The organism is Mesorhizobium sp. M1312 (assembly GCF_040318115.1).
Classification (GTDB): domain Bacteria; phylum Pseudomonadota; class Alphaproteobacteria; order Rhizobiales; family Rhizobiaceae; genus Mesorhizobium.
Window position 1 is genome coordinate 1 of the sequence record NZ_JAMYLQ010000011.1, and the last position, 23,913, is coordinate 23,913.

26 protein-coding genes are annotated in these 23,913 nt (G+C 61.9%); 10 read left to right on the forward strand and 16 right to left on the reverse strand.

Features of this window, described 5'->3' with window-relative positions:
* Window positions 1-133: 133 nt before the first annotated feature.
* Window positions 134-1,597: a PRC-barrel domain-containing protein gene (locus NKH36_RS14750; RefSeq protein ID WP_352962892.1), complete on the reverse strand. Its 1,464-nt coding sequence runs from the start codon at window positions 1,595-1,597 to the stop codon at window positions 134-136.
* 286 nt (window positions 1,598-1,883) lie between these two features.
* Here NKH36_RS14750 and NKH36_RS14755 point away from each other — a divergent pair, with 286 nt between their 5' ends.
* Window positions 1,884-2,801 carry a diacylglycerol/lipid kinase family protein gene (locus NKH36_RS14755; RefSeq protein ID WP_352962798.1) on the forward strand — a complete coding sequence of 306 codons (918 nt, stop codon included), beginning with the start codon at window positions 1,884-1,886 and terminating at the stop codon, window positions 2,799-2,801.
* A gap of 29 nt (window positions 2,802-2,830) precedes the next feature.
* Here NKH36_RS14755 and NKH36_RS14760 read toward each other — a convergent pair whose 3' ends face one another.
* Entirely contained in the window at window positions 2,831-2,983 is a 153-nt protein-coding gene (locus NKH36_RS14760) for a hypothetical protein (protein ID WP_502912041.1), read from the reverse strand.
* Window positions 2,984-3,208: 225 nt separating this feature from the next.
* Here NKH36_RS14760 and NKH36_RS14765 point away from each other — a divergent pair, with 225 nt between their 5' ends.
* Window positions 3,209-4,741, forward strand: a complete 1,533-nt coding sequence (locus tag NKH36_RS14765) for a sensor histidine kinase (protein ID WP_352962795.1) — start codon at window positions 3,209-3,211, stop codon at window positions 4,739-4,741.
* Between the two features lie 102 nt (window positions 4,742-4,843).
* Here NKH36_RS14765 and NKH36_RS14770 read toward each other — a convergent pair whose 3' ends face one another.
* From NKH36_RS14770 to NKH36_RS14780, 3 genes are all read right to left on the reverse strand, one after another.
* Complete coding sequence (locus NKH36_RS14770) at window positions 4,844-5,308, reverse strand: hypothetical protein (protein WP_352962792.1); 465 nt, start codon at window positions 5,306-5,308, stop codon at window positions 4,844-4,846.
* A 12-nt stretch (window positions 5,309-5,320) separates the two neighbouring features.
* A complete protein-coding gene (locus NKH36_RS14775; RefSeq protein ID WP_352962789.1) occupies window positions 5,321-5,647 on the reverse strand; it encodes an ElaB/YgaM/YqjD family protein in 327 nt (108 codons plus the stop codon).
* A 126-nt stretch (window positions 5,648-5,773) separates the two neighbouring features.
* Window positions 5,774-6,535 (reverse strand): Crp/Fnr family transcriptional regulator, encoded by a 762-nt coding sequence (locus NKH36_RS14780; RefSeq protein WP_352962786.1) that lies wholly within the window; start codon window positions 6,533-6,535, stop codon window positions 5,774-5,776.
* A gap of 264 nt (window positions 6,536-6,799) precedes the next feature.
* Between NKH36_RS14780 and NKH36_RS14785 the strand changes: the two genes are divergently transcribed.
* Window positions 6,800-7,120 carry a response regulator gene (locus tag NKH36_RS14785; protein ID WP_502912047.1) on the forward strand — a complete coding sequence of 107 codons (321 nt, stop codon included), beginning with the start codon at window positions 6,800-6,802 and terminating at the stop codon, window positions 7,118-7,120.
* Window positions 7,121-7,130: 10 nt separating this feature from the next.
* Here the strand turns inward: NKH36_RS14785 and NKH36_RS14790 are convergent, their stop codons facing one another.
* Entirely contained in the window at window positions 7,131-7,682 is a 552-nt protein-coding gene (locus tag NKH36_RS14790) for an RNA polymerase sigma factor (protein WP_128284126.1), read from the reverse strand.
* 3 nt (window positions 7,683-7,685) lie between these two features.
* A complete protein-coding gene (locus NKH36_RS14795) occupies window positions 7,686-7,880 on the reverse strand; it encodes a NepR family anti-sigma factor (protein WP_292512052.1) in 195 nt (64 codons plus the stop codon).
* Between the two features lie 236 nt (window positions 7,881-8,116).
* On the opposite strand from NKH36_RS14795, the gene NKH36_RS14800 reads away from it, so the two are divergent.
* From NKH36_RS14800 to NKH36_RS14825, 6 genes are all read left to right on the forward strand, one after another.
* The gene (locus NKH36_RS14800; protein ID WP_352962780.1) at window positions 8,117-8,911 is read left to right on the forward strand and encodes a response regulator; all 795 of its coding nucleotides are present in this window, start codon (window positions 8,117-8,119) and stop codon (window positions 8,909-8,911) included.
* 233 nt (window positions 8,912-9,144) lie between these two features.
* The gene (locus NKH36_RS14805; RefSeq protein ID WP_023797107.1) at window positions 9,145-9,312 is read left to right on the forward strand and encodes a DUF1328 domain-containing protein; all 168 of its coding nucleotides are present in this window, start codon (window positions 9,145-9,147) and stop codon (window positions 9,310-9,312) included.
* A 151-nt stretch (window positions 9,313-9,463) separates the two neighbouring features.
* Window positions 9,464-10,498, forward strand: coding sequence for a sensor histidine kinase (locus tag NKH36_RS14810; RefSeq protein WP_352962776.1), 1,035 nt, complete (start codon window positions 9,464-9,466; stop codon window positions 10,496-10,498).
* 159 nt (window positions 10,499-10,657) lie between these two features.
* Window positions 10,658-10,840, forward strand: a complete 183-nt coding sequence (locus NKH36_RS14815; RefSeq protein WP_352962773.1) for a hypothetical protein — start codon at window positions 10,658-10,660, stop codon at window positions 10,838-10,840.
* 122 nt (window positions 10,841-10,962) lie between these two features.
* Window positions 10,963-11,289, forward strand: coding sequence for a hypothetical protein (locus NKH36_RS14820; RefSeq protein WP_352962770.1), 327 nt, complete (start codon window positions 10,963-10,965; stop codon window positions 11,287-11,289).
* A gap of 77 nt (window positions 11,290-11,366) precedes the next feature.
* The gene (locus NKH36_RS14825; RefSeq protein ID WP_352962767.1) at window positions 11,367-11,609 is read left to right on the forward strand and encodes a YMGG-like glycine zipper-containing protein; all 243 of its coding nucleotides are present in this window, start codon (window positions 11,367-11,369) and stop codon (window positions 11,607-11,609) included.
* Between the two features lie 112 nt (window positions 11,610-11,721).
* On the opposite strand, the gene NKH36_RS14830 is transcribed toward NKH36_RS14825, so the two are convergent.
* The 4 genes from NKH36_RS14830 to xylF all read right to left on the reverse strand — a co-directional run bounded on the left by NKH36_RS14830 (window position 11,722) and on the right by xylF (window position 16,898).
* Complete coding sequence (locus tag NKH36_RS14830; RefSeq protein ID WP_352962819.1) at window positions 11,722-13,365, reverse strand: CHASE domain-containing protein; 1,644 nt, start codon at window positions 13,363-13,365, stop codon at window positions 11,722-11,724.
* Window positions 13,366-13,490: 125 nt separating this feature from the next.
* Entirely contained in the window at window positions 13,491-14,285 is a 795-nt protein-coding gene (locus NKH36_RS14835) for an ATP-binding cassette domain-containing protein (protein ID WP_352962764.1), read from the reverse strand.
* A 97-nt stretch (window positions 14,286-14,382) separates the two neighbouring features.
* The gene (locus NKH36_RS14840; RefSeq protein WP_352962761.1) at window positions 14,383-15,714 is read right to left on the reverse strand and encodes a sugar ABC transporter permease; all 1,332 of its coding nucleotides are present in this window, start codon (window positions 15,712-15,714) and stop codon (window positions 14,383-14,385) included.
* Window positions 15,715-15,857: 143 nt separating this feature from the next.
* The gene (gene xylF / locus NKH36_RS14845; protein ID WP_352962758.1) at window positions 15,858-16,898 is read right to left on the reverse strand and encodes a D-xylose ABC transporter substrate-binding protein; all 1,041 of its coding nucleotides are present in this window, start codon (window positions 16,896-16,898) and stop codon (window positions 15,858-15,860) included.
* 267 nt (window positions 16,899-17,165) lie between these two features.
* Between xylF and NKH36_RS14850 the strand changes: the two genes are divergently transcribed.
* Complete coding sequence (locus NKH36_RS14850) at window positions 17,166-18,413, forward strand: ROK family protein (RefSeq protein WP_352962904.1); 1,248 nt, start codon at window positions 17,166-17,168, stop codon at window positions 18,411-18,413.
* Window positions 18,414-18,581: 168 nt separating this feature from the next.
* Here the strand turns inward: NKH36_RS14850 and phoB are convergent, their stop codons facing one another.
* From phoB to pstC, 5 genes are read right to left on the reverse strand one after another with little or no spacing between them, the layout of a single operon-like run.
* On the reverse strand, window positions 18,582-19,271 hold the full coding sequence (gene phoB, locus NKH36_RS14855) for a phosphate regulon transcriptional regulator PhoB (protein ID WP_352962752.1): 690 nt from the start codon (window positions 19,269-19,271) through the stop codon (window positions 18,582-18,584).
* A gap of 16 nt (window positions 19,272-19,287) precedes the next feature.
* Window positions 19,288-19,995, reverse strand: coding sequence for a phosphate signaling complex protein PhoU (gene phoU / locus NKH36_RS14860; protein WP_352962749.1), 708 nt, complete (start codon window positions 19,993-19,995; stop codon window positions 19,288-19,290).
* Window positions 19,996-20,033: 38 nt separating this feature from the next.
* Window positions 20,034-20,849 carry a phosphate ABC transporter ATP-binding protein PstB gene (gene pstB, locus NKH36_RS14865; protein ID WP_352962746.1) on the reverse strand — a complete coding sequence of 272 codons (816 nt, stop codon included), beginning with the start codon at window positions 20,847-20,849 and terminating at the stop codon, window positions 20,034-20,036.
* 25 nt (window positions 20,850-20,874) lie between these two features.
* Window positions 20,875-22,488 carry a phosphate ABC transporter permease PstA gene (gene pstA, locus NKH36_RS14870; RefSeq protein ID WP_352962743.1) on the reverse strand — a complete coding sequence of 538 codons (1,614 nt, stop codon included), beginning with the start codon at window positions 22,486-22,488 and terminating at the stop codon, window positions 20,875-20,877.
* Window positions 22,481-23,869 (reverse strand): phosphate ABC transporter permease subunit PstC, encoded by a 1,389-nt coding sequence (pstC, locus tag NKH36_RS14875; RefSeq protein WP_352962740.1) that lies wholly within the window; start codon window positions 23,867-23,869, stop codon window positions 22,481-22,483. Before pstC ends, pstA begins: the two co-directional genes overlap by 8 nt.
* Window positions 23,870-23,913 lie beyond the last annotated feature (44 nt).

The window sequence follows — 23,913 nt, forward strand, 5'->3', positions numbered from 1 at the left end:
CTCGCGGCGCGGGGGCGCCCCCCCCCCCCGGGGCCGGGGGGGGGGGGCCCCGGGCCCGCCCCCCCAAAGACCACTAAAAACACCCGCCCCGCCCCCCCGCGCCCCGCCCCCTTTCGGGGTCAATCACTGGGCCTTAGCGCATGATCATACGCTGTTCGTCGCGTTTTTGCGTATAGGTGCCCTTGTCATAGGCGACCTGCGCCTCAAGCTGCTCCTTGGTGAAGTTCGTGTAGAGATAGCGGTTGCCATCCTTGTCGGTCATGAATTTAAGGTTGTCCATGCCGACAGCCACTTCCTTCTCGCCGACGCCGAGGAAACCGCCGACGTCGATGATGACGGCGTCGACCTTCTTGTCGCCCGTCAGCACGACGTCGCCAATCTCACCGACGTTGACATCATTGGCGCCGTAGACGGTGGTTCCAACCAAATCTTCGGACCGGATTTCGTTGATCGGCATTTCGGTCAGCGCCGATTTGTCGATCGCCGCGGTCTGCGTCTGGTCAGGGGTTGCGTCAGGCGTTGCTGCAGCCGGAGCCTCGGCTGTCTTGTCCGCCGGTGCTGGAGCAGCGGGGTCAGGCGTTGCCGGGGCCTGCGCTGTCTTGTCCGCCGGTGCCGGAGCAGCGGTGTCAGGCGTTGTTGCCGGGGCCTGCGCTGTCTTGTCTGCCGGGGCTGGGGCCGCATCGACAGTAGGGGTGGTTGTCACTGGCGCCGGTGACGCCGCGTCATTCGATGCTGTAGTCGCCGGGGCGGGATCATAGGCCTCGCGCTTGAACTCCGGCAGCGCCTCCAGGTCTTCCTTCGTGGTCTCGGCCACCAGCCAGCGATCGCCGTCCCTTTCCGCCCACTTGGCCTTATCGAACTCGAAGGCGACATTCTTTTCGCCAACCTCAAGGAAGCCGCCGACGCCAATGATCAGCGACTCGGCCTTGCCATCCTTGGCCAAGACGATGTCGTTTACGTCGCCGATATTTTGAGCATCGTCGCCGGTGCCGTTGTAGACGGTTTCGCCGATGATATTGGTGGCAAGATTACCGTCGGCACGCTTCACAGGTTCGGCCGGAGCTGCGGTGCTATCGGCTGGAGCAGCCGGAGCATTCTGTGCGGTGGTATCCGTCGAGCCGGAAGGGGCGGCAGGAGCCGTAGCCGTGGTATCATTGGCCGCCGGAGCCGGATCGTAAGCGTCACGGTCGAAGTCCGGCTGAGCCGTCAACTCATCCTTTGTGGTTTGGGCAATCAGCCAGCGGTCGCCATTCCGTTCGGCCCATTGCAGCTTGTTATAGTCGAATGCGACGTTCTTGGCGCCAACGCCAAGAAAGCCGCCGACGCCGATGACGACGGATTTCGCCTGACCGTTTTCATCGAAGACGACATCACTGACCTCACCGATATTCTCGGCATCGTCGCCTGTGCCATTATAGACCGATTCACCAATGATATTCGTCACCAGACTACCCTCGGCGCGGGCAGCAGGGGTCGCCGGGGCGGTATCCTGGACTGCCGGGTCTTGCGTCGGGGCCGGGGTTGTGGCCGTCTGCGCATATGCACCGGTCGCAATCAGCGCTGCGAGCGCGGTGGTGGTCAAAAGGGTGCGGATCATCGTAATACTCCTCGCGTATATCTCGTTGGGGCCGCGAGCATGGGAGATCGGTCGCGGCGTCACACATTCACAACGTCGTGACCGCGCGGTTGTTCCGACACCATGGCGAGTGTCGTGCAAAAACCACCCGAATCGCGCCCAACCAGGCGGTCGGCGGGTGAGATTCGCTCCTGTATATTCGTCAGAGCTGCGGAACTTTTTTTCAGCCGCCCCGTTCCAGCCTATGGCTGGGTGTGTTCTGGCCGATGATTATTCAATGGCTGCCAAGAAAAAACGGAGCGGGGGGATGCGATTTGCGGCGGTGCTGAACCAGGAGGGCGGCACTCTGCGCACGATTGATCTTTCGGCCTTCACGGACCGGATGCGCCAGACGCTGGAGGCAGCAGGTCACTCCATCGATATCGACATCGTTGCCGGCAAGGATATCGTCGCAACGCTGGGCCGCATCGCTTCGAAGCACAGCGTCGACATTGTGCTGGCCGGTGGCGGCGACGGAACCATTTCGGCTGCGGCGGCTCGGTTGATGGGCAGGAAGAAAGCACTTGCCATTCTACCGGCTGGCACGATGAACCTCTTCGCCCGTGGGCTCGGCATTCCGCAAACCCTTGACGCGGCCGTGAAATCGTTTGCCGACAGCGAGGTGATCGCAGTCGATATGGCAACCGCCAACGGTAAGCCATTCGTGCATCAGTTCTCGATCGGCATGCATGCCAGGATGGTTCAGCTTCGCCAGACCATGGAGTTTGGCTCGCGGTTAGGAAAGATGCGGGCCTCGGTGAAGGCTGCGTGGGCGGCGATCAACAATCCGTCGGCAATGAAGGTGACGCTGACCATAGGCGAAGCCGAGATCGTGACGCGCACCACCGGCATCGGCATCACCAACAATCTGTTCGGTGAGGGTCATCTGCCCTATGCCGACAATCCCGCCGGCGGCGTGCTCGGCATCTATGTCACGGTGGCGCGGCGGCGTGGCGAACTGGTCAGGTTCCTCTTCGACGTGGCGCGCGGTAAATGGCGCGACAGTGAGCACGTCGAAATCCACCAAGCCGACCGGGTCATTTTGAAAGTCGACTCCGCAAAGAAACGTCGCGCCGTCATGGACGGCGAACTGGTCGGGCTTGATCGCGAAACCACGGTCGAAATCCATCCTGGCGCGCTGAATGTTCTCGTCCCGGCGCGCGCTGTCCAAGCGAAGGCCGCGTGATGGATCCCGGCATAGTCGATCGGAAGGCTTCAGCCTTTGGGAATCTCTCCCTGTTCGTCCCTGGGAAGCTCGCCCTGTTCGGTTGTCGACGTCTTGTCTATCATGTTGCCGTAAATCTCCGCGATGCCCCAGGCGATAAACGCCAACAGCAGCGCGGCTATCAAGATACGGAAAGTATCCACCCCCAGCGTCCTTGGCGGGCTTTGTCTTCAGGAACGATCCTGGGCATGATCGGCCTCCATATGGTTTGGCGCTGGCATGTCGTTTAGCGCCGGCAAGTCGTTTGGCGCCGGCGGGCGCTGGCAAAATGTGGTTGGGTAACGGTTCCTCAAGGCGAAGGTTCCGGTCTCAGAGCCAGGCAACTGGCCTGGCGAGAATGGCTGCAAGCCGATGCTTTTGGGGGCCTTGTGGATAGCAGGGTAGAGAAAACGCCGAATCTGCCGGTCGATGTCCTTAACGTGGTAAGGGCGCAGGATCGGCTTGCAGTACTGCACGGTCTCAATGCAATGGACACGGCGGCCGATCCTGACTTCGACCATATCAGCGGTCTTGCCGCCGCGGTCATGCAAGCGCCCATCGCGCTGGTGACGCTGGTCGATGTCGAGCGGCAATGGTTCAAGTCCTGTGTCGGCCTGGATGAGACCGAGGCCGCGACCCATGCATCTTTCTGCGCCCATGCCATTGCCGGCGGCGACGAGCCGATGGTGGTGACCGATGCGACCACGGATCCACGTTTCAACGCCAGACCGCTGATCACTGGCGAGCACCATGTCCGTTTCTATGCGGGTGCGGCGATTGTGGTGGCCGGCGCCCGGGTCGGCACGCTCTGCGTGCTTGACCGGAAGCCGCGCGCGTCCCCGTCTGCCGCCCAGCTCGAACAATTGATGGCGCTCGCCGGCCTCGCCGCCAGCCTGTTCGCATTGAAGAACGCCACCCGCAACGGCGCCAGCATCGCTGCGGCGCTGGCGCGCGAGGAAAAGCGGCGCGGCATCGCGCTTGATGCCGCCTCGCTCGCAAGCTGGGCATGGGATATCCACACCGATGTGATCGAATGCGATGTCCGGTTGTCCGAGCTGTTCGGCCTGCCGCGCTCGAACCGGCTGAGGGCGCGCGATATCCTTGCCGCCATCGACCCGCGTGATGTCTACCAAACCGAGACGCGCTTTCGTGACGCGCTGACCGGCGGCGACGACTATTTTGGCGAATATCGCGTCAAAAGCTTCACTCCGCCGCGCTGGCTCGCGACGCGCGGCCGTGTCATCGAGCGCGACGGCGACGGCAAGCCGACGCTGATCTTCGGCGTCAATTACGACATCACCGAACGCAAGCTGGGCGACGAGCGGCAACGGCTCTTGCTGCGCGAGCTGAACCATCGCGTCAAGAACACGCTGGCGACAGTGCAGGCGCTGGCGACGCAGACCGTTCGCCATGCCCGCCAGCCGAGCGAGTTCCTCGAAGCCTTCAGCGCCAGGCTTCAGGCGCTGGGCGCCGCCCACAGCCTGCTGTCCGACCGCGAGTGGCGCGGTATCGGCATTCGCGATCTCGTGCAGATCGAGGTCAAGCCGTTCGACACCGCCGAACAGCCGCGCATGACGATCTCAGGCGCCGATCTGCTGCTTTCGCCCGACCAGGCAGTCGGGCTCGGCCTGATCCTGCATGAACTGGCCAGCAACGCGCTGCAACACGGAGCGCTGTCGGCGGCTTCGGGCAAGGTCGATCTCGACTGGCGGGCACAGGGCCGGAAAGGCGCACGGCGCCTGGTGCTGACCTGGCGCGAAAGCGGCGGGCCTGAAGTTGCCTCGCCCGAACGCCACGGCTTCGGCTCGATCCTGATCCGCCGCAGCCTGGCCAAGGTCATCTCCAGCGAAGTGACCCACGAATTCCGGCCGGAAGGCGTGTTCGCCGAAATATCGATGCCGCTGGAGGATCTGCCCAAGTGACGGCTCGACCATGAATCCCGAACCGAAGGTCCGCGTCAGCGAAAAGTGGAGCTCGGTTTTCGGATAAGATGGTGGTCAAACAACAAGAAGAATCGCTTCGAACTATTTCGCTTCGCCGGCATCCGGATCGTCGGCATCGGGCTTCACGTTCTCGCGGTAGATGGCGTAGGCGGCGAGTGCAATCGCTGGGCCGAGTAGGGTGCCCAGGCCGCCTTTCCCCTTGAGTAGCGCCGGCAGCACGGCGAGCGCGGCTGTGATGCCGACCGCCTTCATATCGGCTTGGCGCCTCCGCGCCCGGCGTCGGGCGCGCGCGCCGGCCGACAGCTGATGGAAGAGCAGGAGAAGCCCTGCGATCCCTAGGAGGCCGACGCCGAAACCAAGGCAGGCTGCCATCGGCCCGTAGCGACCCGCCACCCAGACATAGGCCGCTCCGACGAGGAAACCGACGCCACAAAGTGCTGCAAGTGCTGCGAGCGCATAGACGATTGCAGCCGTGCGCGCGCGGCGCATGGCTGCCAGCGCTTCACCCGAGGCGAGGCCCGAGATCAACGATGCCAGCATTCCCATCTGGGCTGAGGCTTAGCGGCGCGCGAGAAGCGCGAACAGAAAGCCGAGGCCTGCCGCGATTGCCAGCGACGTCACCGGCTTTTCGCGCACGCTCGCCACCACTTGCGCTTCGAGATCCTTGGCGTTGCTGCGCATATTCTCAAACGCTGCTTCGCCTTGGGCGCGCAATTGCTCGACTCCTTCCGCAGCAACGCGACGAGCAGCCCCGTACCCATGTTGGCCGGTCTCGGCCAGCTGTTCGGTGAGTTTCTGAATGTCGACTTTCAACTGCCTGATGTCGGCTTCAAGGGCCGAATTCGTCCGGCTTTCGTTCGGGGACTTTCCTGCGGCAGTCGCCATCGCTTGACTCCTTGCGTTTGCTCGGGTCGAAACGTTCGACCCACCCCAAGGTTCCGAAATCGGAACAACTCCCATGAAAGGGTGTTTCCGCAGGCGAGTCCAGCCCGGCACGTCTCCGGTAGCCGCTCAGATCAGCGGTCGGCGATCTTCGCTCAACCCTTCCCAGCGGGCGAGTTCCTTGAGCCTTTCGTTGTCGACCACCTCGCAGCCGCCGTCGCGCCAGAAGATAAGCTTGCGGTCCATCAGCTTACGGATCGTCTTGTTGGTGTGGACCAGCGACAGGCCGAGCGTGTCGGCGAGGTGCTGCTGCGTGATCGGAATCTGCACCGGCGTCCTGCCGTTCAGCCCGACCACCCTGGCGCGGCTGGAGATGAATGCGATGAGATAGGCAGCACGCTCGAGCGCGGTGCGTCTGCCGATACTGAGCAGGTTCTCGTCCAGCATGCGCTCCTCTCGCGAGGCGATCCAGGTGATGTCGTAGGCGAGGCCAGGATGGCTGCGGTAGAGCTCGGGAAGGGCTTCCCGCTCGAAGACGCAGAGCAGCATCGGCGACAACGCTTCCACGGAATGCTGCATTTCGCCCATCAGGCTGCCTTGCAAACCGATGAGATCGCCTGGCATGGAATAATTCAGAATCTGACGGCGGCCATCCGGCAGCAATTTGTAGCGGAAAGCCCAACCCGACAGCACCGTGTAAAGATGGGCGCTGTGGCTTCCCTCCACCAGAACGGTAGCCCCCTTGTCGAAGGCCAGTTCGCCCTTCTTGTGTGCGTTGACGAAGACGAGTTCCTGCTCCTCGAACGCCCGGAACGCCGGCAACGGCCGCAGTGGGCAGTACTCACATGAATACCGGCGGGTGGACAAAGAACGGCCGTTCTGGCCAGGCATTTCAATCCCTCTTCGAGAGCGGGCCCTTTCCGGAGGGCGATAGCAAACGCCCTGCAGGCGTCGAGGTTACGCCATCTGCGACGACATGTCTTTTTTAAATGACAGGATGCCAAATAACATTAAATGACAGGAAGCCAAATAGGGAACATCACTCCTCTATTCCCTGCGTTCCCTGTTCCCGGCGCCCCACGGAGACATTGCCACGTGCCCCCATTGCTGGACGGATTGCGGATTCTTGTTCTGGAGGATGAATTCCTGATCGCCATGGATGTCGAGCAGCTTTGCCGCGACTATGGCGCAGGCGACGTGGTCATCGCCCGCGATCTGGCTGAGATCGATCGGAAGAGCGTTGCCTCGCGATTCGATGCGGCCATCGTCGACCTCATGCTGGGCGGCACTTCGACACTCGATTTCGCTTCGCGGCTGCGCGAATCGGGCGTCCCTTTCGTCTTCGCCTCGGGCTATTCCGAGATGGACGAAATCAAGGTGTCCTTTCCGGATGTCAGACTGGTCACCAAGCCCTATTCGGGAGAGGATCTCGTGGAGGCGGTGGCGGCGGCGTGCGGGCGCGGACCTCTTGTTTGATGGTCCGTATTCAGGCGGCGTTCGACCCCGTCACCTGAGCCGAGATCGCATCCGGGCCAAACTCGTCATCGCCGGAAATCTTCAGGATCTCCTGCAGCCGCGTGCGCGCGCGGCTGACGCGGCTCTTGATCGTTCCGACCGCGCAGCCGCAAATTTCGGCGGCTTCCTCGTACGAAAAGCCCGACGCGCCAATGAGGATGATGGCTTCGCGCTGGTCCTCTGGCAATTGCTCGAGCGCGCTACGAAAGTCCTTGAGGTCGAGCTGGCCGTGCTGGGCCGGATGGACGGCCAGCCTGGCCGTCATGATCCCGTCGCTGTCCTGCACCTCGCGGCCGCGCTTGCGCATCTGCGAATAGAATTCGTTGCGCAGGATGGTGAACAGCCAGGCCTTGAGATTGGTGCCCGGCTCGAAGCTTTCATGCTTGTCCCACGCCTTCACCAGTGTTTCCTGCACCAGATCGTCTGCCTTGTCGGCGTTTTGCGTCAAAGACACGGCAAAGGCCCGCAGGCTCGGAATCGAGCCGAGCAGATCCGTCTTGAAGCTCTGGGAGACGACCGCCATGCCTCAGTCCTTTTTCCGTGCAGGTTGCGCCTGCTCCAACTGGCTGAGCAATTGGGCGAAGCGATCCGGCACGTTGTCGGAGACCAGCTCGTCGTAATATTGTTTGAGTTTGCGGCCGATTTCCGAGTTTGGCCCGAGCGGGTCGCCGGAAGCAGCCCGGCGCCTGTTGGCAGCACCAGCCGTGTTATCTTTCGTCATGTCCTCATTTCGCCCTTTATTCCCAGCACCGTGCCGCCCTTCAATACACGATGCAAAGCCGGCGGTCCCCTTGTCCTGGTTGCCCGTCCCGACCTCAAACGCCGTCCTCTTACATTAGTTCCAAAAGCATCGGAACTTTTTCCCAAAGCCGGCGTTTATGTTTTCAGGGCTATTTCGGGGCTTGTAATCAGCTTGGCCCACAATCTATGCAATTACGTCAGAGGGAGACGTCCATCATGAGCCTATCCGCAACCATCGCTCCGCACCTACCGTTCCTGCGCCGCTTCTCGCGGGCCGTTTCCGGATCGCAGGAGAGTGGCGACGCGCTGGTCGCCGCGATGCTCGAAGCCATCATCGCCGACGTTGACATCTTTCCGAACGCGTCGAGCGACCGCATCGCGCTCTACAAGGTCTTCGCCAGGCTGTTCACCTCGGTCGCCATCCGCGTTCCGCAAGAACACCCGCAGTCGGCGTGGGAACAGCGCGCCGCCGCCAATCTGAACGCGATCTCACCCCGTCCCCGGCAGGCCTTCCTGCTGGTCGCCGTCGAAGGTTTCAGCGAAGACGAGGCGGCGGAGATTCTCGACGTCGACGATCAGGAGTTCTCCGACCTTCTTGCCGAGGCCAGCAACGAGATTTCCCGCCAGGTGCAAACCGATGTCCTGATCATCGAGGACGAGCCGCTGATTGCCATGGACATCGAGCAAATGGTCGAAAGCCTGGGCCATCGCGTTGTCGGGACTGCCCGTACCCACGCCGAAGCGGTGGCAATGTTCACAAAGACGCGGCCGAAGATGGTGCTGGCCGACATCCAGCTTGCCGACGGCAGTTCAGGCATCGAGGCGGTGAACGAGATCCTGTCGTCCACACCGGTGCCGGTGATCTTCATCACCGCCTTTCCCGAGCGCCTTCTGACCGGCGAGCGGCCGGAGCCGGCCTTCCTCGTCACCAAGCCGTTCAATCCGGATATGGTCAAGGCCCTGATCAGCCAGGCGCTGTTCTTCGACCGGCATGCGAAAGCCGCTGCATAGGACCGGGCAGGCCCGGCCTCGCGCCGCCCGTTTCGACAGATCGCCCGTTTTCTACTGATCGAATGGATGCTGACCTCTTGCGGCTGGCAAACGTCACTTGCGCCTCGAACTTCCCTTGAGCAATGTCGATTCATTCGGGCCGGAAAGATTTGCAGGGATCGTCTTTTTCGGGAAATGGTGGAACAAACGGCAGAGAAAGACGTTTTTGCCGTACCATTTGAAGGAGATGGATCATGCTTTACTGGGCGCTCGTATTTCTCGTCGTCGCGATCATTGCAGGCGCTCTTGGTTTCGGCGGCATCGCCGGTACCTCGGCTGGTATAGCGCAGATACTATTTTTCATCTTTCTCGCTTTCCTGATCATCTCGCTTATTGCGGGCTTGTTCAAACGCGCGTCGTGAACTGAGATCCAACACTGGGAGCCGCACCCCTCAAGCGGTTTCCAGCTACCGCCGGGCGGTGTCCTTAGCTGGACATCGCTCGGCGGACTTCTTTTGGGAACCCATTTTTCAGTCAGTCGTTCAGCCTGCAGGGGGTGGGTGAAGTGATCAAATGCAGTCCAGAGCCGGAGACATGAAAGACAGCGGACGGAGCGATGAGATCATCGCTTCGCAGTCCGCTGAGAGCGGAATGCAGCTTGGCCGTGCCCTTCTCCATGCGCTGCACAATGCCGGCATTTCGGTTGTCTATCAGGATCGCGACATGAAAACCGTCTGGGCCCGCAACATGCGCCCGCCATGGGCTTCCGATACGGCCGACAGCAACGGCATGCTGCCGCTGGCGCAGGCGGAGCGCATCGGTGCGGCCAAACGCAACGTCGTCGCATCCGGCAACCCGGAACACCTTGAGCTAAGCATTCCCGCCGACGATGGCGTTCGCTGGTTCCAAATATGGGTAGACGCGGATCGCGACGACGGTGGCGCGGTGCAGGGCGTCGTCACCACTATGGTCGAAACGACCGAGCAGAAACGTCGCGAGCAAACCCTGAAGACGCTGCTGCGAGAGGTCAGCCATCGCTCAAAGAACCTTTTGGCAATTATCCAGAGCATCGCCACCCAGACCAGCCGTTATTCGGACACGCTTACCGATTTCCTGACACGCTTTCGCGGCCGTCTGCAGTCGCTTGCCTCATCCCAGGACCTGGTGACCTCGTCCAACTGGCGGGGAGCGGCACTGCGCGAACTGGTGTCCGGCCAGGTCGGCCGCTATGGAGCCGACCCCGTGCGCAGCCTGCGTTTCCGCGGTGCAAACCCATACCTAAACCCCAATGCCGCCCTGCATATCGGCTTGGCCATGCACGAGCTCGCCGTCAATTCGGTCAGCTATGGCGCTCTGTCGCGAGCCGACGGATTCGTCGAGGTGACGGCCGATCTGACGGCCGCTTCAGCTGGCGAGACCGCCCTGTCGCTGACATGGGCCGAAGCCATCGGAGCCAATGACAATCATCCTAATGAGAAGCGTTTTGGCAGTGTAGCGCTCGAGCGCGTTGTGCCTGCGTCGTTGAACGGTAAGGCGACACTTGAAATCACCGGGGACCGCCTCGAATATCGTCTTGTCGTTCCTCGCGGCAATTTCGAGACGGATTGACCGGACAACAGCCGAGACCAAGAGGGCTGGGGCCAAGAGGGTTGGGATTGACACCGGCCGCGCCGGCTTTAACCATCTGTTCACCATAAAGTCCGATGCTGTTTTTTCCAGACACAGCATGACGTTTTCGATCGCAGTCTGCTGCTCAGTACGGGAGGAATGGCTTTGACGGTTGCCGACATCAACAGGCTGGAACAGGCCGCACGCGTTTCGATGGGCGGGTTTCAGGATCTCGAAACATCCGTGATGCCGTCGCCCCGTGCTTCCCTCCCGCCCCCCGGCCTCGCCGCGATCGGGCTAGCTGCAGTGGTCGTCCTGGCCGCCGCGTTCCAGTTGATCTAGAGCGTCGGACCCAAAGTAGCCGGCTGCTTGTGCTCGCCTCATGTCGACCTGTCTCCGCGCCAGCCTGCATCGCAGGAACTTTGACGAATGTGGCCCGTTCTTATGGCGAGAGGACCGTTGCCATGGAACACATCGCTGCCGTGTTGCTGGTTATTGGCTGTTCGAACGCGATGACCGAGTGTCGCGAACTGCCCGTACCGGTGAGCGTTTTCGAAACCGCTCAGGAATGTACCGCCGCGCGTCCGTTTGCCTTGAGCGACGTGCAGGGTCAGGCTCCGCGCATAATTGCCAAATGCCTTTCCGTCGATCCGGCACTTGAGGATGATTACGACCAGATCGTTTGGGATGTGCGTCCGGACGGCACGCTCGACGCTTCCGTGGAGATTTCCAACCTTGAGGTTGCCTCGACCGGCGCGCGCCCCGAAAAAGATTCTCTTAGCCAACAATGAAATCGAGCAAGCAAAACCCTTTTTCGCGTGATAAATGACGGGCGGAGCTACAAGTGGGACAAAGCGAGGAGTGCCCTATGCGGAAGATGATTATTGCCATGGTTGCCGTGGTCGCGGTCAGCGGTTGCAGCACCACTGAGCAGGATGTCGGCGTCGGTGCCGGTGTCGGCGCTCTGGCCGGCGGCCTGATTGGCGGCGGCAGGGGTGCGCTCGTCGGCGCAGCCGTCGGTGCCGGTTCCGGCCTGCTGGTGCGCAACCTTCGCAATGGCTATTGCCAGTACCGCGACAACCGTGGCCGTCTCTTTACGGCTCGTTGCTGATCCTTTCAAACCGCATGAGGCAACAGAAGTGGAGACCGGCTCGTCCGGTCTCTGTTTACCTGTGTCTTCGAATTACTTGCGCCTTCGAAAACGGTCGGTTTGCGGCAGCGTTTCAGTCCGACAGTGGAACCCTGATTTCCACGCGCAATCCGTCATCATGAAAATCGCGATTGATCGTACCGCGCAATTCGCGCGTGACGTTCAGATCGATCAGCTTGGTGCCAAAACCGATTTTGACAGGTGGTTCGAGTTTCTTCTGGCCGACTTCGCGCCAGTTGAGAACCAGCGTCCGGTCGCGCCCGCGGCCTTCGACCGACCAGTCGACCTTGAGCGACCAGTCGCCCCTTCGAGTATTGGCCGAATTGCCGGCTTCGCCATATTTCAGCGCGTTCGTCGCCAGTTCGTGAAAGGTCAGGCCGAGCGCTTGCGTCGTCGTCTCGTCGAGCAGCACCTCTGGCCCCGACAATATCCCCTCGGGAAGCTCCTTGCCGAACACCTGGCCAAGCTCGATGCGCAAGAGATCGCCGAGATCGGCCTTCTGCCAGCGCGAGCGCGTCAGCATGTCCTGGGAAGCCGCCATCGCTTGCAACCGGGCCGAAAAAGAGGACGAGAACTCGTGGACGTCGGTGGCGTGCGATGCCGTCTGGCGCGCGATCGCCAGCACCCGCGTGATCGAGTTCTTGATGCGGTGCTTCATCTCCTGCAGCATCAGGTCTTTTTCGAGCAGGCTCTTTTCCGTCGTTTCATGAAGCAGCGAGACCGCGTCATAGGCCCGCTCCTGATAGCGTGCCACCAGCGCGATGGTTCCCGCGAGCAGCAGTCCGAACAGGCCGAGCATCACCGGAATGGCGCGCGAGGAGGGTTGCGAGAAGGCGCTTGTCGGCCTGAACAGGACGGTCCATGGGCGTCCGGCGATGGTGATCTCACGAGAGACCAGCAGCCTGTCGCCGAAGCTCGACGCCGGCGGCGTTTCCGACTGGAACAGAAGATGGTCGGCATCCACCTTGCCGTCATAGATTTCGATGTTGACCGGCAGCAGCGGCGTCCGGCTGAGCGCGGTCTGGAACAGATCGCGGGCGCGGAAGGCCGCATAAAGAAAACCTGTTGTCGAGGATCTTGACGCATCGATGCCGGCCTGGGCGGTTTCGACGTTGAGCCGCACGAAGACCAGGAATCCGGTGAAGGTCTGCGCAGCACCTGTTCCCTGGCCTAGCTGCACGCGCCCGCTCGCGTGCTGCTGGTTGTCGGCCATCGCCCTTTCGATCGCCTCGCGCCGCACCGGTTCGGTGAACATGTCGTAGCCGATGCTGGATTGATTGGAAGGATCCAGCGGCTCGAACAGCATAATGGGCGTACGCCATGGCAGCGTTGTTGTAGCCGGATAGATCGCATGGCTGGCGCCATAGTCGTGCAGGATGGCACGCTCGACGGCTGCCTCGTCACCGGCTCTCACCAGCCGGAGAAAGCCGATACCGCGCAGGCCGGTAAAATTGTCGTTGATACCAAGCGCTTCGAAGAACGCCTTGAATTCACCCCGCGAAATGCCACCATTGCGCGCCTCGAACAGTGCATGGGTCGATCGCAGCAGCGACAGATGCAGGTCGATGCGGCTATCGATCCGGTTGAGCGCATCGTCCGCCGTCGCCTCGAACTTGATGCGCGCCGCTTCCTGCGTGGCGAAATAGGCGAATCCCGCCATCGTCAGACTGATCAGCGCGACGGCGATGAAAGCGACGATCGGAAAGAACTTCTTCAAATTGCTGCTGCGGCCCATGGTTCCCCATCTTATGGGCAAGTCCCCGCATCAACACAATGGCGCGGCCAAACCATCATGACCGCTGGCACATCGCATGACAGGTACTTAGCCAGCTTATTGAAGCCTCAGGCGGCGATCTTCAGCGCACCTGGCCCCGGAATGGCACCGGGCGGGCACTTGCCCAGGATGATCATGCCGAGCACCTCGTCCTGGGTCACGTCGCTGGTGCGCGCCGTGCCGACGACCCGACCATTCTTCATCACGCAGACGCGGTCGGCAAGCTCGAACACATCGTGGATATCGTGGCTGATCAGGAAGATGCCGATGCCGTCGCCCTTGAGTTGCATGACCAATTCGCCGACCTGCGCCGTTTCCTGCGGGCCCAGCGCCGCCGTCGGCTCATCCATGATCAGGATTCGGGCGTTGAACAGGATGGCGCGCGCGATTGCCACCGACTGCCGCTGGCCACCCGAAAGCTTGACCACCGGCTCCTTGAAGCGCTGGAAACGAGGAGTGAGCCTGCCCATCACCTTGCGCGCCTCGGCCTCCATGGCGCCATCGTCGAGCGTGCCCCAGCCGGTCATCAGCTCGCGGCCGAGGAAGAGGTTGGCGGCGGCGTCGACATTGTCGGCGAGCGCCAGCGTCTGGTAGATCGTCTCGATGCCGTATTTCTTGGCGTCGCGCGGATTGGAGATCGAAGCCTCCTCGCCATTGACGAAGATCTGGCCCGAATCGCGTTTGTAGGCGCCGGACAGTATCTTGATCAGCGTCGACTTGCCGGCGCCGTTGTGGCCAAGCAGCGCCACGACCTCGCCCGGGAAAAGGTCGATCGACGCATCGTCGACGGCGCGAATGCCGCCAAAGGCAATCGAAATATTGCGCATATCGATCAGTGGCGTGGGAGCAGTTGTGTCAGCCATGATCGTTCCTCCCTATGGTTTTTGCTTGAGCATGATGTTGACCGAAAACCCGGTATCCACTTTTCACCTGACGCGGCCCTTCGGCTCTGGATCATGCTCAGACCCGCTTGCGATAGACGGTGTCGAGCCAGACGGCGATCACCAAGACGGCGCCGACGACGACGCTCTGAAGCGGTGAATCGATGCCCAGCAACACCATGCCGGACTGCAGGGACTGCATCAGAAGTGCGCCCAGCATAGCACCAAGCACGGTGCCGGAGCCGCCGGCCAACGACGTGCCTCCAATGACCGCAGCTGCGATGACCAAGAGCTCGTCCAGCGTACCCAGCGCATTGGTCGACGCATTGAGACGGGCCGACGCAATCGCCGCGCTGATCGCGGCCAGAACGCCCATGATCATGAACACCTTCATGGTCACCCAGCGCGTGTTGATGCCGGCGAGTTCCGCCGCTTCCGGATTGCCGCCGATGGCAAAGACATAGCGGCCGAAACGGGTGCGCCTGGAGATGAAGGTCATGACGATGCCGACAGTGACCGCGATCAGCACCGGTATGGCGATGCCATGGGCGATGAACAGCCCGCCTTCCGGGACGGTGATGCCGGTCCGCTGGGCGTACTGGCGAACGATGCCGATCGGCCAGGGATAGGAATTGGCGATCCAAACGGCGCAAAGGATGGCCGCGCAGGCGACAGCACCGAGCAGGGTCTCCGCCCAGACGGGGCGCAGCGGATATTTGAACCGCTTGCGCTGCGACCGGCCGTTGAGCAGCATGAAGGCGACGGCAACACAGGCGAGAATGCCGACGATCCAGCTTGCGGTTGCCCCGATCGAGCCACGCGGCCCGCCACCCATGAGCTGGAAGGTGGCGTCGAGCGGCGCGACGGTGCGCCCGCTCGTCATCAGCCACGCCATGCCGCGCCAGATCAGCAGGCCGCCCAGCGTCACGATGAAGGCCGGAACCTCGAGATAGGCGATGATGAAGCCCTGGAGCGCGCCGATCATCAGGCCGAGGACCACGCCGGCAGCCAGTGCGATGATCCATATCCAGGGATTTCCAAGCTGGAACCCCATGACCCGGATCAGGAATTCGGCCTGCGCGACGCCCATCACCATGCCGATCACGCCTTCGACGGAGCCGACCGAAAGATCGATGTTGCGCATCACGATGACCAGCACCATGCCGGTCGCCATGATCGCTACCGAGGAGGTCTGCACCGACAGGTTCCAGAGATTGCGCGGCGTGAGGAAAAGCCCGCCCGACAGGATGTGAATTCCAACCCAGATGACCAGCAGCGCGCCGACCATGCCGAGCATGCGTATGTCGAGCTCGGTTGCCTTGAGGAAGCGGCCGACGGGGCTGAGCTCGGATTCGCGCGCCCGATCGGCAGCTGTATCGGCGGCCGGCGTGTTGGAAGTCGTGTCGGTCATGATGTCCTCCCACCGGGTTGCCGTCTGCCGCGGGATGCCGGAAGCAGCTTAGAAGTTAGCCGCGAGAAGCGGAAAAACAATTCTTTTTGAAAAAACGCCGCGGCGTGAAGCCGCGGCGTTTCAGGCTTCTTGCGAAGGCCGGATCAGTTGCAGACCGGGACAGTGCCCGCCGCCACGCCGACGCAGACCTCTTCCTTCTTGATCCAGCCCGCGTCGATGACGACGTTGAGATTGTCCTTGGTGATGCCAATCGGCGTCAGGAACAGCGACTTAACGACATTGCCGCCCGGCGTGGTGAAGTCCTTGACGCCCGCAATGTCTGTCATCTGCTTGCCGTCGGCCAGCTGCGAGGCGATCTCGGCAGCGTTCTTGCCGAGTTCGCGCGCGTCTTTCCACACCGATACGGTCTGCGTGCCGAGCGCGATGCGGTTCAGCGCGGCATGGTCGCCGTCCTGGCCCGACACCGGGACGGATCCGGCCAAGCCTTGCGCCGTCAGCGCCGCGACGACGCCACCAGCGGTGCCGTCATTGGCGGCAACCACCGCATCGACCTTGTTGTCGTTGGCGGTCAGGAACTGTTCCATATTCTTCTGGGCGTTGGCGGGAAGCCAGCCGTCTGTATAGGCCTCGCCGACATTCTTGATCTTGCCGCTGTCGATGGCATCCTTGAGCACTTCCATAGAGCCGGCGAACAGAAAATCGGCATTCGGGTCGGCGCCCGAGCCCTTGATGAAGACGTAATTGCCTTCCGGCGCCACCTTGAACACTTCGCGGGCCTGCATGCGGCCGACTTCCTGGTTGTCGAAGGTCAGATAGAAGACGTCCTTGTTCTCGATCAGCCGGTCATAGCCGACGACCGGAATGCCTTCGTCCAGCGCCTTCTGCACCGCCGGCCCGATGGCCGAGGCATCCTGCGCAAGGATGATCAGCGCGTTGGCGCCCTGCGAGATCAGGCTCTCGACGTCAGTCAGCTGCTTGCCGGGATTGGACTGTGCATCGACGGAAATATACTTGTCGCCGGCTGCCTCGATCGCCGTCTTCATGGCGGCTTCGTCGGTCTTCCAGCGCTCTTCCTGGAAGTTCGACCACGAAACGCCAATGACCTTGTCCTTCGCCTGTGCGACCGACGCGAGCGTCAGCGACATCGCGACCCCCACCAGAATGGCGGCTGTGAATCTCTTCATGATATTCCTCCCTGCGCCGCGTACGGCACGACCAGACTGGCCCGAAGGCCGGCACAAAGGCTCTATTTTTTCGAGCCTCGAAAAAATACTGGTCCAACGCCGAAGCGCTGTCAACATCAAACCTGATGGATCTTGATGTCCCTGCCGACTTATTTCGAGTCTCGGAATAAACAATGACAGGGCCCGCTGCTTCTGCGAATATTTATCGGACATTACCGACGGCTTCCGATCCATGAGCGGCCGCGGCAATAGGGAGGAAGCAAAAGAATGTCGGTTGGAATCCGTCATGACGATTTGCGCCGGCGCAACCGGGCCATGGTGATTTCGGCCGTACGCCGGGCCGGCCAGCCGTCGCGAACCGAGATCGCCGCAACCACTGGCCTCAGCCATTCGACCATATCGGCGATCTCTTCCGACCTGATCCAGGAAGGCATCCTGACCGAGATCAAGGCGAGCGAGACCGTTTCGATGAAACGCGGCCGACCGCAGGTCGGCCTCAGCCTCAATCCGGAAGCCGCTGCGGTATTGGCGGTCGTGTTGTCGCTGAATTTCCTGTCGGTCGCCGTCATCGATTATGCCGGACAGGTGGTCGCAGAGGAACAGCGCCGGCTGGACACGCTGACCATGTCGCGCGACGAGCTGATCGGCGAATGTGTCGCCATCGTCCGGCGCCGGGTCGAAGACCCCGACCTCGATGTCCAAAGCGTCGCCCGCATCGCGCTGGCGATCCAGGGCATCACCGATTCCCATGCGCGCGCCATGTTGTGGTCGCCGATCACGCCGCAGACGAATATCGCCTTCGCCGACATTCTGGAACGCGAGTTCGGCATCCCGGCCATCATGGAGAACGACTGCAACATGATGGCCGTGGCGCTGCGCTGGCGCGACCCGAATCGCTACCGCGACGATTTCATCGCCGTCCTGCTCTCGCACGGCATCGGTATGGGGCTGGTGCTGAAGGGAGAACTGTTCACCGGCACCCATTCCTCAGGCGGTGAATTCGGCCACATGATCCACCGGCCGGGCGGCGCGCTTTGCCGTTGCGGGCGGCGCGGCTGCGTCGAGGCCTACGCCGGCAACTACGCTATCTGGCGCAACGCAAGGCAATTGAGCGAGAACGCCGAGCCGGTCGCCGATGTCAGCGACGCCGAGATGCGGGCACTGGCGGCCCGGGCGCGCCAGACGGACGGACCGGAGCGCGAAGCCTACCGCAAGGCCGGCGAAGCACTCGGCTTCGGGCTCGGCAGCCTGTTCGCGCTGATCGATCCGGCGCCGGTCGCCATGGTCGGCGCTAGCGCTGCCGCCTTCGACCTGATTGAGCCGGCCCTGCGCGAGGCCATCGCCCAGACCGCCGGCGGCCAGCATTCGGGTTCGATTTCCTTCGACACCGAGCCGAACGAACTGCCGCTGATCCGCGAAGGCTGTGCCATGCGGGCGCTGAGCTTCGTCGACCAGGAGATTTTCGCGCCGGGCATTCAGGCGCGAGCCGGCTCGGTCGGAAGGAACGTGGCTTGAATTCGAAGGCAGGGATCGCCGGATCGCGACTTGGGGTGCGTTGATTCAGGTCAGGCCGAGTCGAGAATGGTGGGTTCCGAGAACCGGAGCGGAGCGTACTTTTGGGTACGTGAGGAGCGGAAGCGCAGGAGGCCGCCGGTCGCAGGCCGGCATCACCCTGAATATCAGCTAGTCTTCCCTGATCGCATAGCCCGCGCCGCGGATGGTGCGGATGACATCAGGCATGCGACCATTGTTGACCGCCTTGCGCAACCGTCCGACATGGACGTCCACCGTGCGCTCGTCGATGTAGATCGTCTCGCCCCAGACATTGTCGAGCAACTGGCTGCGCGAGAAGACTCGACCCGGGTGCCGCATCATGAATTCGAGCAGCCGGAACTCGGTTGGCCCGAGCCGGATCTCGCTCCTCTTGCGATAGACCCTGTGCGATTCGCGATCGAGCACGATGTCGCCGACCTTAAGCACGCTGGACAGCACTTCCGGCTTGGCGCGGCGCAGCAGCGCCTTGACCCTGGCCATGAATTCCGGCGTCGAGAACGGCTTGACCAGATAGTCGTCGGCTCCGGTGGAAAGGCCGCGCACCCGATCGCTCTCCTCGCCGCGCGCGGTCAGCATGATGATCGGCAGCCGCTCGGTTTCGGGACGCACCCGAAGGCGCCGGCAAAGCTCGATGCCGGAAACCGCCGGCACCATCCAGTCGAGCACCAGAAGATCGGGCACGTTTTCCTGCAGCCGAATTTCGGCCTCGTCGCCGCGCGTCACCACCTCGACCTGATAACCCTCGGATTCCAGATTGTAACGAAGAAGGACGCCCAGCGGCTCTTCATCCTCCACCACCATGATGCGCGGCGCGATCATCGGCCGGTCACTCCTGTCATGTCGCTGGCGCCGAGATCATCGTTTCGTCTAGCTTCGGCCGATCCGCCGGCAGTTGCTGCCCGGTCACGACAAAGTAGGCGTTTTCGGCGATGTTGGTGACATGATCGCCAATACGCTCGAGATTCTTGGCGCAGAACAGAAGATGCGTGCAGGCGGTGATGTTGCGCGGATCCTCCATCATATAGGTCAGGAGTTCGCGGAAAACCGCCGTGTATTTCACATCGATCTTCTGGTCGTCGGCGCGCAGTTCTTTCAACGCGCCGGCATTGCGCGACACATAGTGCTCAACCACCCCGCGGAGCTGCACAAGAACGAGATCCGCCATCGCGTCGATCCCGTGCGATAGATTACGCGGCGTGGCGCTCTGCCCGACTGCGCTGACCCGCTTGGCTATGTTCTTGGCCAAATCGCCGATGCGCTCGAGATCACCGGCCATGCGGATTGCGCCAACCACGGCGCGCAGATCTTGCGCCATCGGCTGCCGCTTGGCGATCAGCGTGATCGCGCTATCGTCGAGTTCGCGCTGCCGCGCATCCATGATGGCGTCGTCCGAGACGACGCGCTGAGCCATCGCATTGTCTGACGCAAGCAACGCGCGAATCGAGGCTGCGACCATCGCCGCGGCGAGCTCGTCCATGTCGCGGATCAGCCTGTCGATGTGCTCCAGTTCCTCGTCGAAAGATGCGACGGTGTGTTCACCCATGATACTGTCCTCGTTTTCGAAATTCGCCGCCGGACCGCTCAGCCGAACCGGCCGGTGATGTAGTCCTGGGTGCGCTTGTCGTCGGGATTGGTGAACATCTTGTCGGTCGCGCCCTCCTCGACCAGATAGCCGAGATGGAACATCGCCGTGCGTTGCGACACGCGCGCTGCCTGCTGCATCGAATGGGTGACGATGACGATCGTGTAGTTCTGGCGCAGTTCGTCAATCAGTTCCTCGACGCGGGCGGTGGCGATCGGATCGAGCGCCGAACAGGGCTCGTCCATCAGGATAACTTCCGGCGACACGGCGATGGCGCGCGCGATGCACAGGCGCTGCTGCTGTCCGCCGGAGAGACCGGTGCCCGACTCGAGCAGGCGATCCTTGACCTCGTTGAACAGGCCGGCCTTCTTCAGGCTCGATTCAACGATGCCGTCCAGCTCGGCCTTGCTCCTGGCCAGGCCATGAATGCGCGGACCGTAGGCGACGTTTTCATAGATCGACTTCGGAAACGGGTTCGGCTTCTGGAATACCATGCCGACGCGAGCTCGCAGCTCGACGACATCGATTTTCGGGTCGTAGACATCCTCGCCGTCGAGCGTGATCTTGCCGCTCACCCGCGCGATATCGATCGTGTCGTTCATTCGGTTCAGGCAACGCAGGAAGGTCGACTTGCCACAGCCCGATGGGCCGATCAACGCCGTCACCTGGTTCTCGCGGATATCGAGATCCACGTCGAACAGAGCTCGCTTCTCGCCGTAATGAACGGAGACCTTTTCGCCCTTCATCTTGATCGAGGGGGCATTGGTTCCGCTGCTCAGTTTCTGCTCGACGCCGGCTTCCGTCATGATGTTCATATCCTCTACTCCTTACCAGTACTCCTTACCAGCGCCGCTCGAAGCGCCTGCGCAGTATCACCGCGATGGCGTTCATGATGACCAAAAACACCAGCAAAATCAAAATCGCCGCCGAAGTCTTCTGCTGGAATCCAGCTTCTGGGAAATCCGCCCACATGAATATCTGCACCGGCAGGATCGTCGCGGGATCGGTAAAGCCGCCGGGAATGTCGACGATGAAGGCGACCATGCCGATCATCAGCAAGGGCGCGGTTTCACCCAGCGCATGCGCCATTCCGAGGATGGTGCCGGTCATGATACCCGGCATCGCCAGCGGCAGGACGTGATGGAATACGGTCTGGACCTTGGACGCTCCGATACCGAGCGCCGCTTCGCGGATCGACGGCGGCACGGCGCGCAGCGAAGCGCGAGAGGCGATAATGATGATCGGCAGGGTCATCAGCGCCAGCACCATGCCGCCGACCACCGGGGCCGAGCGCGGCATGCCGAAGAAATTCAGGAATACGGCAAGTCCAAGCAGGCCGAAGACGATCGAAGGCACCGCCGCCAGGTTGTTGATATTCACTTCTATGATCGTCGTCAGCCGGTTCTTGGGGGCAAATTCCTCAAGATAAATCGCCGCCGAAACGCCGATCGGGAAGGCGATGGCGAGCGTTACGATCATGGTCAGAAACGATCCAACGACCGCGCCCCAGACGCCGGCCAGTTCCGGCTCGCGGCTTGCGCCGGTGAAGAAGAAGATCGAGTTGAACCGGCTTTCGATCAGGCCGGCGCTCTTCAGCGTGTCGAGCCAGACGATCATCTTGTCGGAAATCTTTCGCGATGCTTCCGGCGTATCGATGACGCGCAGGAATGCCTGGCCGCTCGCGGCGGGCGCCGTGCTGTCCAGCGCCTCGATCACCGTGCCCTTTGCGACCGCCGTTCCGTTGGTCCCAGACGACAGCGCGGTCAGCTTGACCGTGCCGCCATTGAACGCGACCAGCAGCGACGACGCGCCGCTCGTCAGCGTGAGCGTGCCGTTTTCTCGCTCGGTCGCACCATGGCCGCGCGCCAGCGTCAGCATGGCATCGTCGCCGAAGGTCAGATCGATGTCGCCGCTGGTTTCCGAAGGCGTGACGCTCGTCGAAATCGCTTCGTCCGAACCGACGTCGGCAAGCAAACCTTTGAGATAGAGGTCGGCAAAATCGTCAAGTGGAACCGCATAGTCCACCGTTCCTCCGAGCATCCCCGGATCAGCCGCAATATCCTTGCGCAGGAAGACGCCTGTGCCGGTGGAAATCAGTCCGCGCAGAAGGCGCTTGTCCTGACGGCTCTTCACATCGGGAAATTTTGCCGTAAGCGCTTCCTGAGCGATGGCGTCGTAGTTGACGGCGTCGAGTTTTGCCGGGTCGACCTTGGACGCCGAAAGATCGATCGGCAGCGTCAGATAGTTCTGCCGGAGCGCCGGGATCGCCTGCGTGACGATCGTCGACAGGAGCAGCACAAGGAATAAGCCGGCCAACGCGACGGCTGCGGCGCCGAGCCATTTGAACCACGTTTCGGTGCGGTAACGACCCTTCAGCCGCGCCTTCGCGGCATCATCGGTATGAATGCTGACCGGCCGTCCGACGGCGCCGAATGACGAGATCGCATCAGTCATATTGCTCTCGGTATTTTTGGACGACGCGCAAAGCGACGATGTTGAGGGTAAGCGTGATGCAGAACAGCACCAGGCCGAGTGCGAAGGCTGCAAGCGTCTTGGCGCTGTCGAATTCCTGATCGCCCACAAGCAGCGTCACGATCTGCACGGTCACGGTGGTGACCGCTTCGAGCGGGTTGGCCGTTAGGTTTGCCGCCAGCCCCGCCGCCATGACCACGATCATTGTCTCGCCGATTGCGCGGCTGACGGCAAGCAGCATCGCCGAAACGATGCCCGGAAGGGCAGCAGGAAGGACCACCTTGCGGATGGTTTCCGACTTGGTCGCGCCGAGGCCGGCGGAACCGTCTCTCAGGGATTGCGGAACGGCGTTGATCACATCATCGGAAAGCGAGGAAACGAAGGGAATGATCATGATACCCATGACCACGCCTGCGGCGAGCGCCGATTCGGACGCGACGTTGAGGCCCAGGCTTTCGCCGATACCGCGGAAGTAGGGCGCAACCGTCAGCGCGGCGAAGAAGCCGTAGACGACGGTCGGAATGCCGGCGAGGATTTCCAGTACCGGCTTTGCGACCGCGCGGACGCTTTTGGAAGCGTAATCCGAAAGGTAGATCGCAGCCATCAGCCCGATAGGCGCAGCCACCAGCATGGCGATGAAGGTGATGAGCAACGTGCCGGCAAAGAGCGGCACCATGCCAAAAATGTCCTCGTTGACCGCCCCGGCTTCCGCTCCGGCGCCGGTGAAGGCGCTCTGCGGCGACCAATGCGTGCCGAACAGGAACTTGTAGAACGGCACCTGTTGGAAGAACCGCAGGGATTCGAAGATGAGCGAGAGAACGATGCCGATCGTCGTCAGGATCGCGACCACCGAACAGGCGATCAAGAATGCGCGGAGAACGCGCTCGACCACGTGGCGCGCCCGGTAGGCCGGTGCAATGCGCGAATAGGCCCAGTAAAATCCGGACGCGGAAAGCACGAGCGCGACGGCCCAGATGATCCAGATGCTGGTCGTATGGATCGATTTGTAGACGGCCGCGGCTGCCTCTTTCGTGGGATCGGCGAAGCCGACATGCCCGCCAAAGGCCATCGCGCGAGCGTCGCGGATGAAAGCTTCGACCTGCGGAATGCCCATTCCCGACAATTCGGAGGAGAAGCGGTCGGCAATGATCGACGACTCAATTCCCGGTGTGACCAGCGACCACAACAAGATCGCAAGCAGTGCGGGACCGGCAGCAAAAAGCGCCAGAAACATGCCGTGTTGGCCAGGCAGCGAATGCAATCGCGCGACGTCGCCATTGACACTGGCAATGGCGCGTGTCCGGCCGATCCAATAGGCCGCAGCGGCCAGAACTAACAGAAGAACAACGAGATAACCGACCATGATTCGGGACGTCCCCTCGACCGCCGGTCATTCACCGGCTCAAA

What these genes read in the sequence shown, in the direction of transcription:
- NKH36_RS14750 (WP_352962892.1), bottom strand. Translation starts at nt 1,597, where the DNA reads ATGATCCGCACCCTTTTGACCACCACCGCGCTCGCAGCGCTGATTGCG.
- NKH36_RS14755 (WP_352962798.1), top strand. Translation starts at nt 1,884, where the DNA reads ATGCGATTTGCGGCGGTGCTGAACCAGGAGGGCGGCACTCTGCGCACG.
- NKH36_RS14770 (WP_352962792.1), bottom strand. Translation starts at nt 5,308, where the DNA reads ATGGGAATGCTGGCATCGTTGATCTCGGGCCTCGCCTCGGGTGAAGCG.
- NKH36_RS14775 (WP_352962789.1), bottom strand. Translation starts at nt 5,647, where the DNA reads ATGGCGACTGCCGCAGGAAAGTCCCCGAACGAAAGCCGGACGAATTCG.
- NKH36_RS14780 (WP_352962786.1), bottom strand. Translation starts at nt 6,535, where the DNA reads ATGCCTGGCCAGAACGGCCGTTCTTTGTCCACCCGCCGGTATTCATGT.
- NKH36_RS14785 (WP_502912047.1), top strand. Translation starts at nt 6,800, where the DNA reads ATGGATGTCGAGCAGCTTTGCCGCGACTATGGCGCAGGCGACGTGGTC.
- NKH36_RS14790 (WP_128284126.1), bottom strand. Translation starts at nt 7,682, where the DNA reads ATGGCGGTCGTCTCCCAGAGCTTCAAGACGGATCTGCTCGGCTCGATT.
- NKH36_RS14795 (WP_292512052.1), bottom strand. Translation starts at nt 7,880, where the DNA reads ATGACGAAAGATAACACGGCTGGTGCTGCCAACAGGCGCCGGGCTGCT.
- NKH36_RS14800 (WP_352962780.1), top strand. Translation starts at nt 8,117, where the DNA reads ATGAGCCTATCCGCAACCATCGCTCCGCACCTACCGTTCCTGCGCCGC.
- NKH36_RS14805 (WP_023797107.1), top strand. Translation starts at nt 9,145, where the DNA reads ATGCTTTACTGGGCGCTCGTATTTCTCGTCGTCGCGATCATTGCAGGC.
- NKH36_RS14810 (WP_352962776.1), top strand. Translation starts at nt 9,464, where the DNA reads ATGCAGTCCAGAGCCGGAGACATGAAAGACAGCGGACGGAGCGATGAG.
- NKH36_RS14815 (WP_352962773.1), top strand. Translation starts at nt 10,658, where the DNA reads ATGGCTTTGACGGTTGCCGACATCAACAGGCTGGAACAGGCCGCACGC.
- NKH36_RS14820 (WP_352962770.1), top strand. Translation starts at nt 10,963, where the DNA reads ATGGAACACATCGCTGCCGTGTTGCTGGTTATTGGCTGTTCGAACGCG.
- NKH36_RS14825 (WP_352962767.1), top strand. Translation starts at nt 11,367, where the DNA reads ATGCGGAAGATGATTATTGCCATGGTTGCCGTGGTCGCGGTCAGCGGT.
- NKH36_RS14835 (WP_352962764.1), bottom strand. Translation starts at nt 14,285, where the DNA reads ATGGCTGACACAACTGCTCCCACGCCACTGATCGATATGCGCAATATT.
- NKH36_RS14840 (WP_352962761.1), bottom strand. Translation starts at nt 15,714, where the DNA reads ATGACCGACACGACTTCCAACACGCCGGCCGCCGATACAGCTGCCGAT.
- xylF (WP_352962758.1), bottom strand. Translation starts at nt 16,898, where the DNA reads ATGAAGAGATTCACAGCCGCCATTCTGGTGGGGGTCGCGATGTCGCTG.
- NKH36_RS14850 (WP_352962904.1), top strand. Translation starts at nt 17,166, where the DNA reads ATGTCGGTTGGAATCCGTCATGACGATTTGCGCCGGCGCAACCGGGCC.
- phoB (WP_352962752.1), bottom strand. Translation starts at nt 19,271, where the DNA reads ATGATCGCGCCGCGCATCATGGTGGTGGAGGATGAAGAGCCGCTGGGC.
- phoU (WP_352962749.1), bottom strand. Translation starts at nt 19,995, where the DNA reads ATGGGTGAACACACCGTCGCATCTTTCGACGAGGAACTGGAGCACATC.
- pstB (WP_352962746.1), bottom strand. Translation starts at nt 20,849, where the DNA reads ATGAACATCATGACGGAAGCCGGCGTCGAGCAGAAACTGAGCAGCGGA.
- pstA (WP_352962743.1), bottom strand. Translation starts at nt 22,488, where the DNA reads ATGACTGATGCGATCTCGTCATTCGGCGCCGTCGGACGGCCGGTCAGC.
- pstC (WP_352962740.1), bottom strand. Translation starts at nt 23,869, where the DNA reads ATGGTCGGTTATCTCGTTGTTCTTCTGTTAGTTCTGGCCGCTGCGGCC.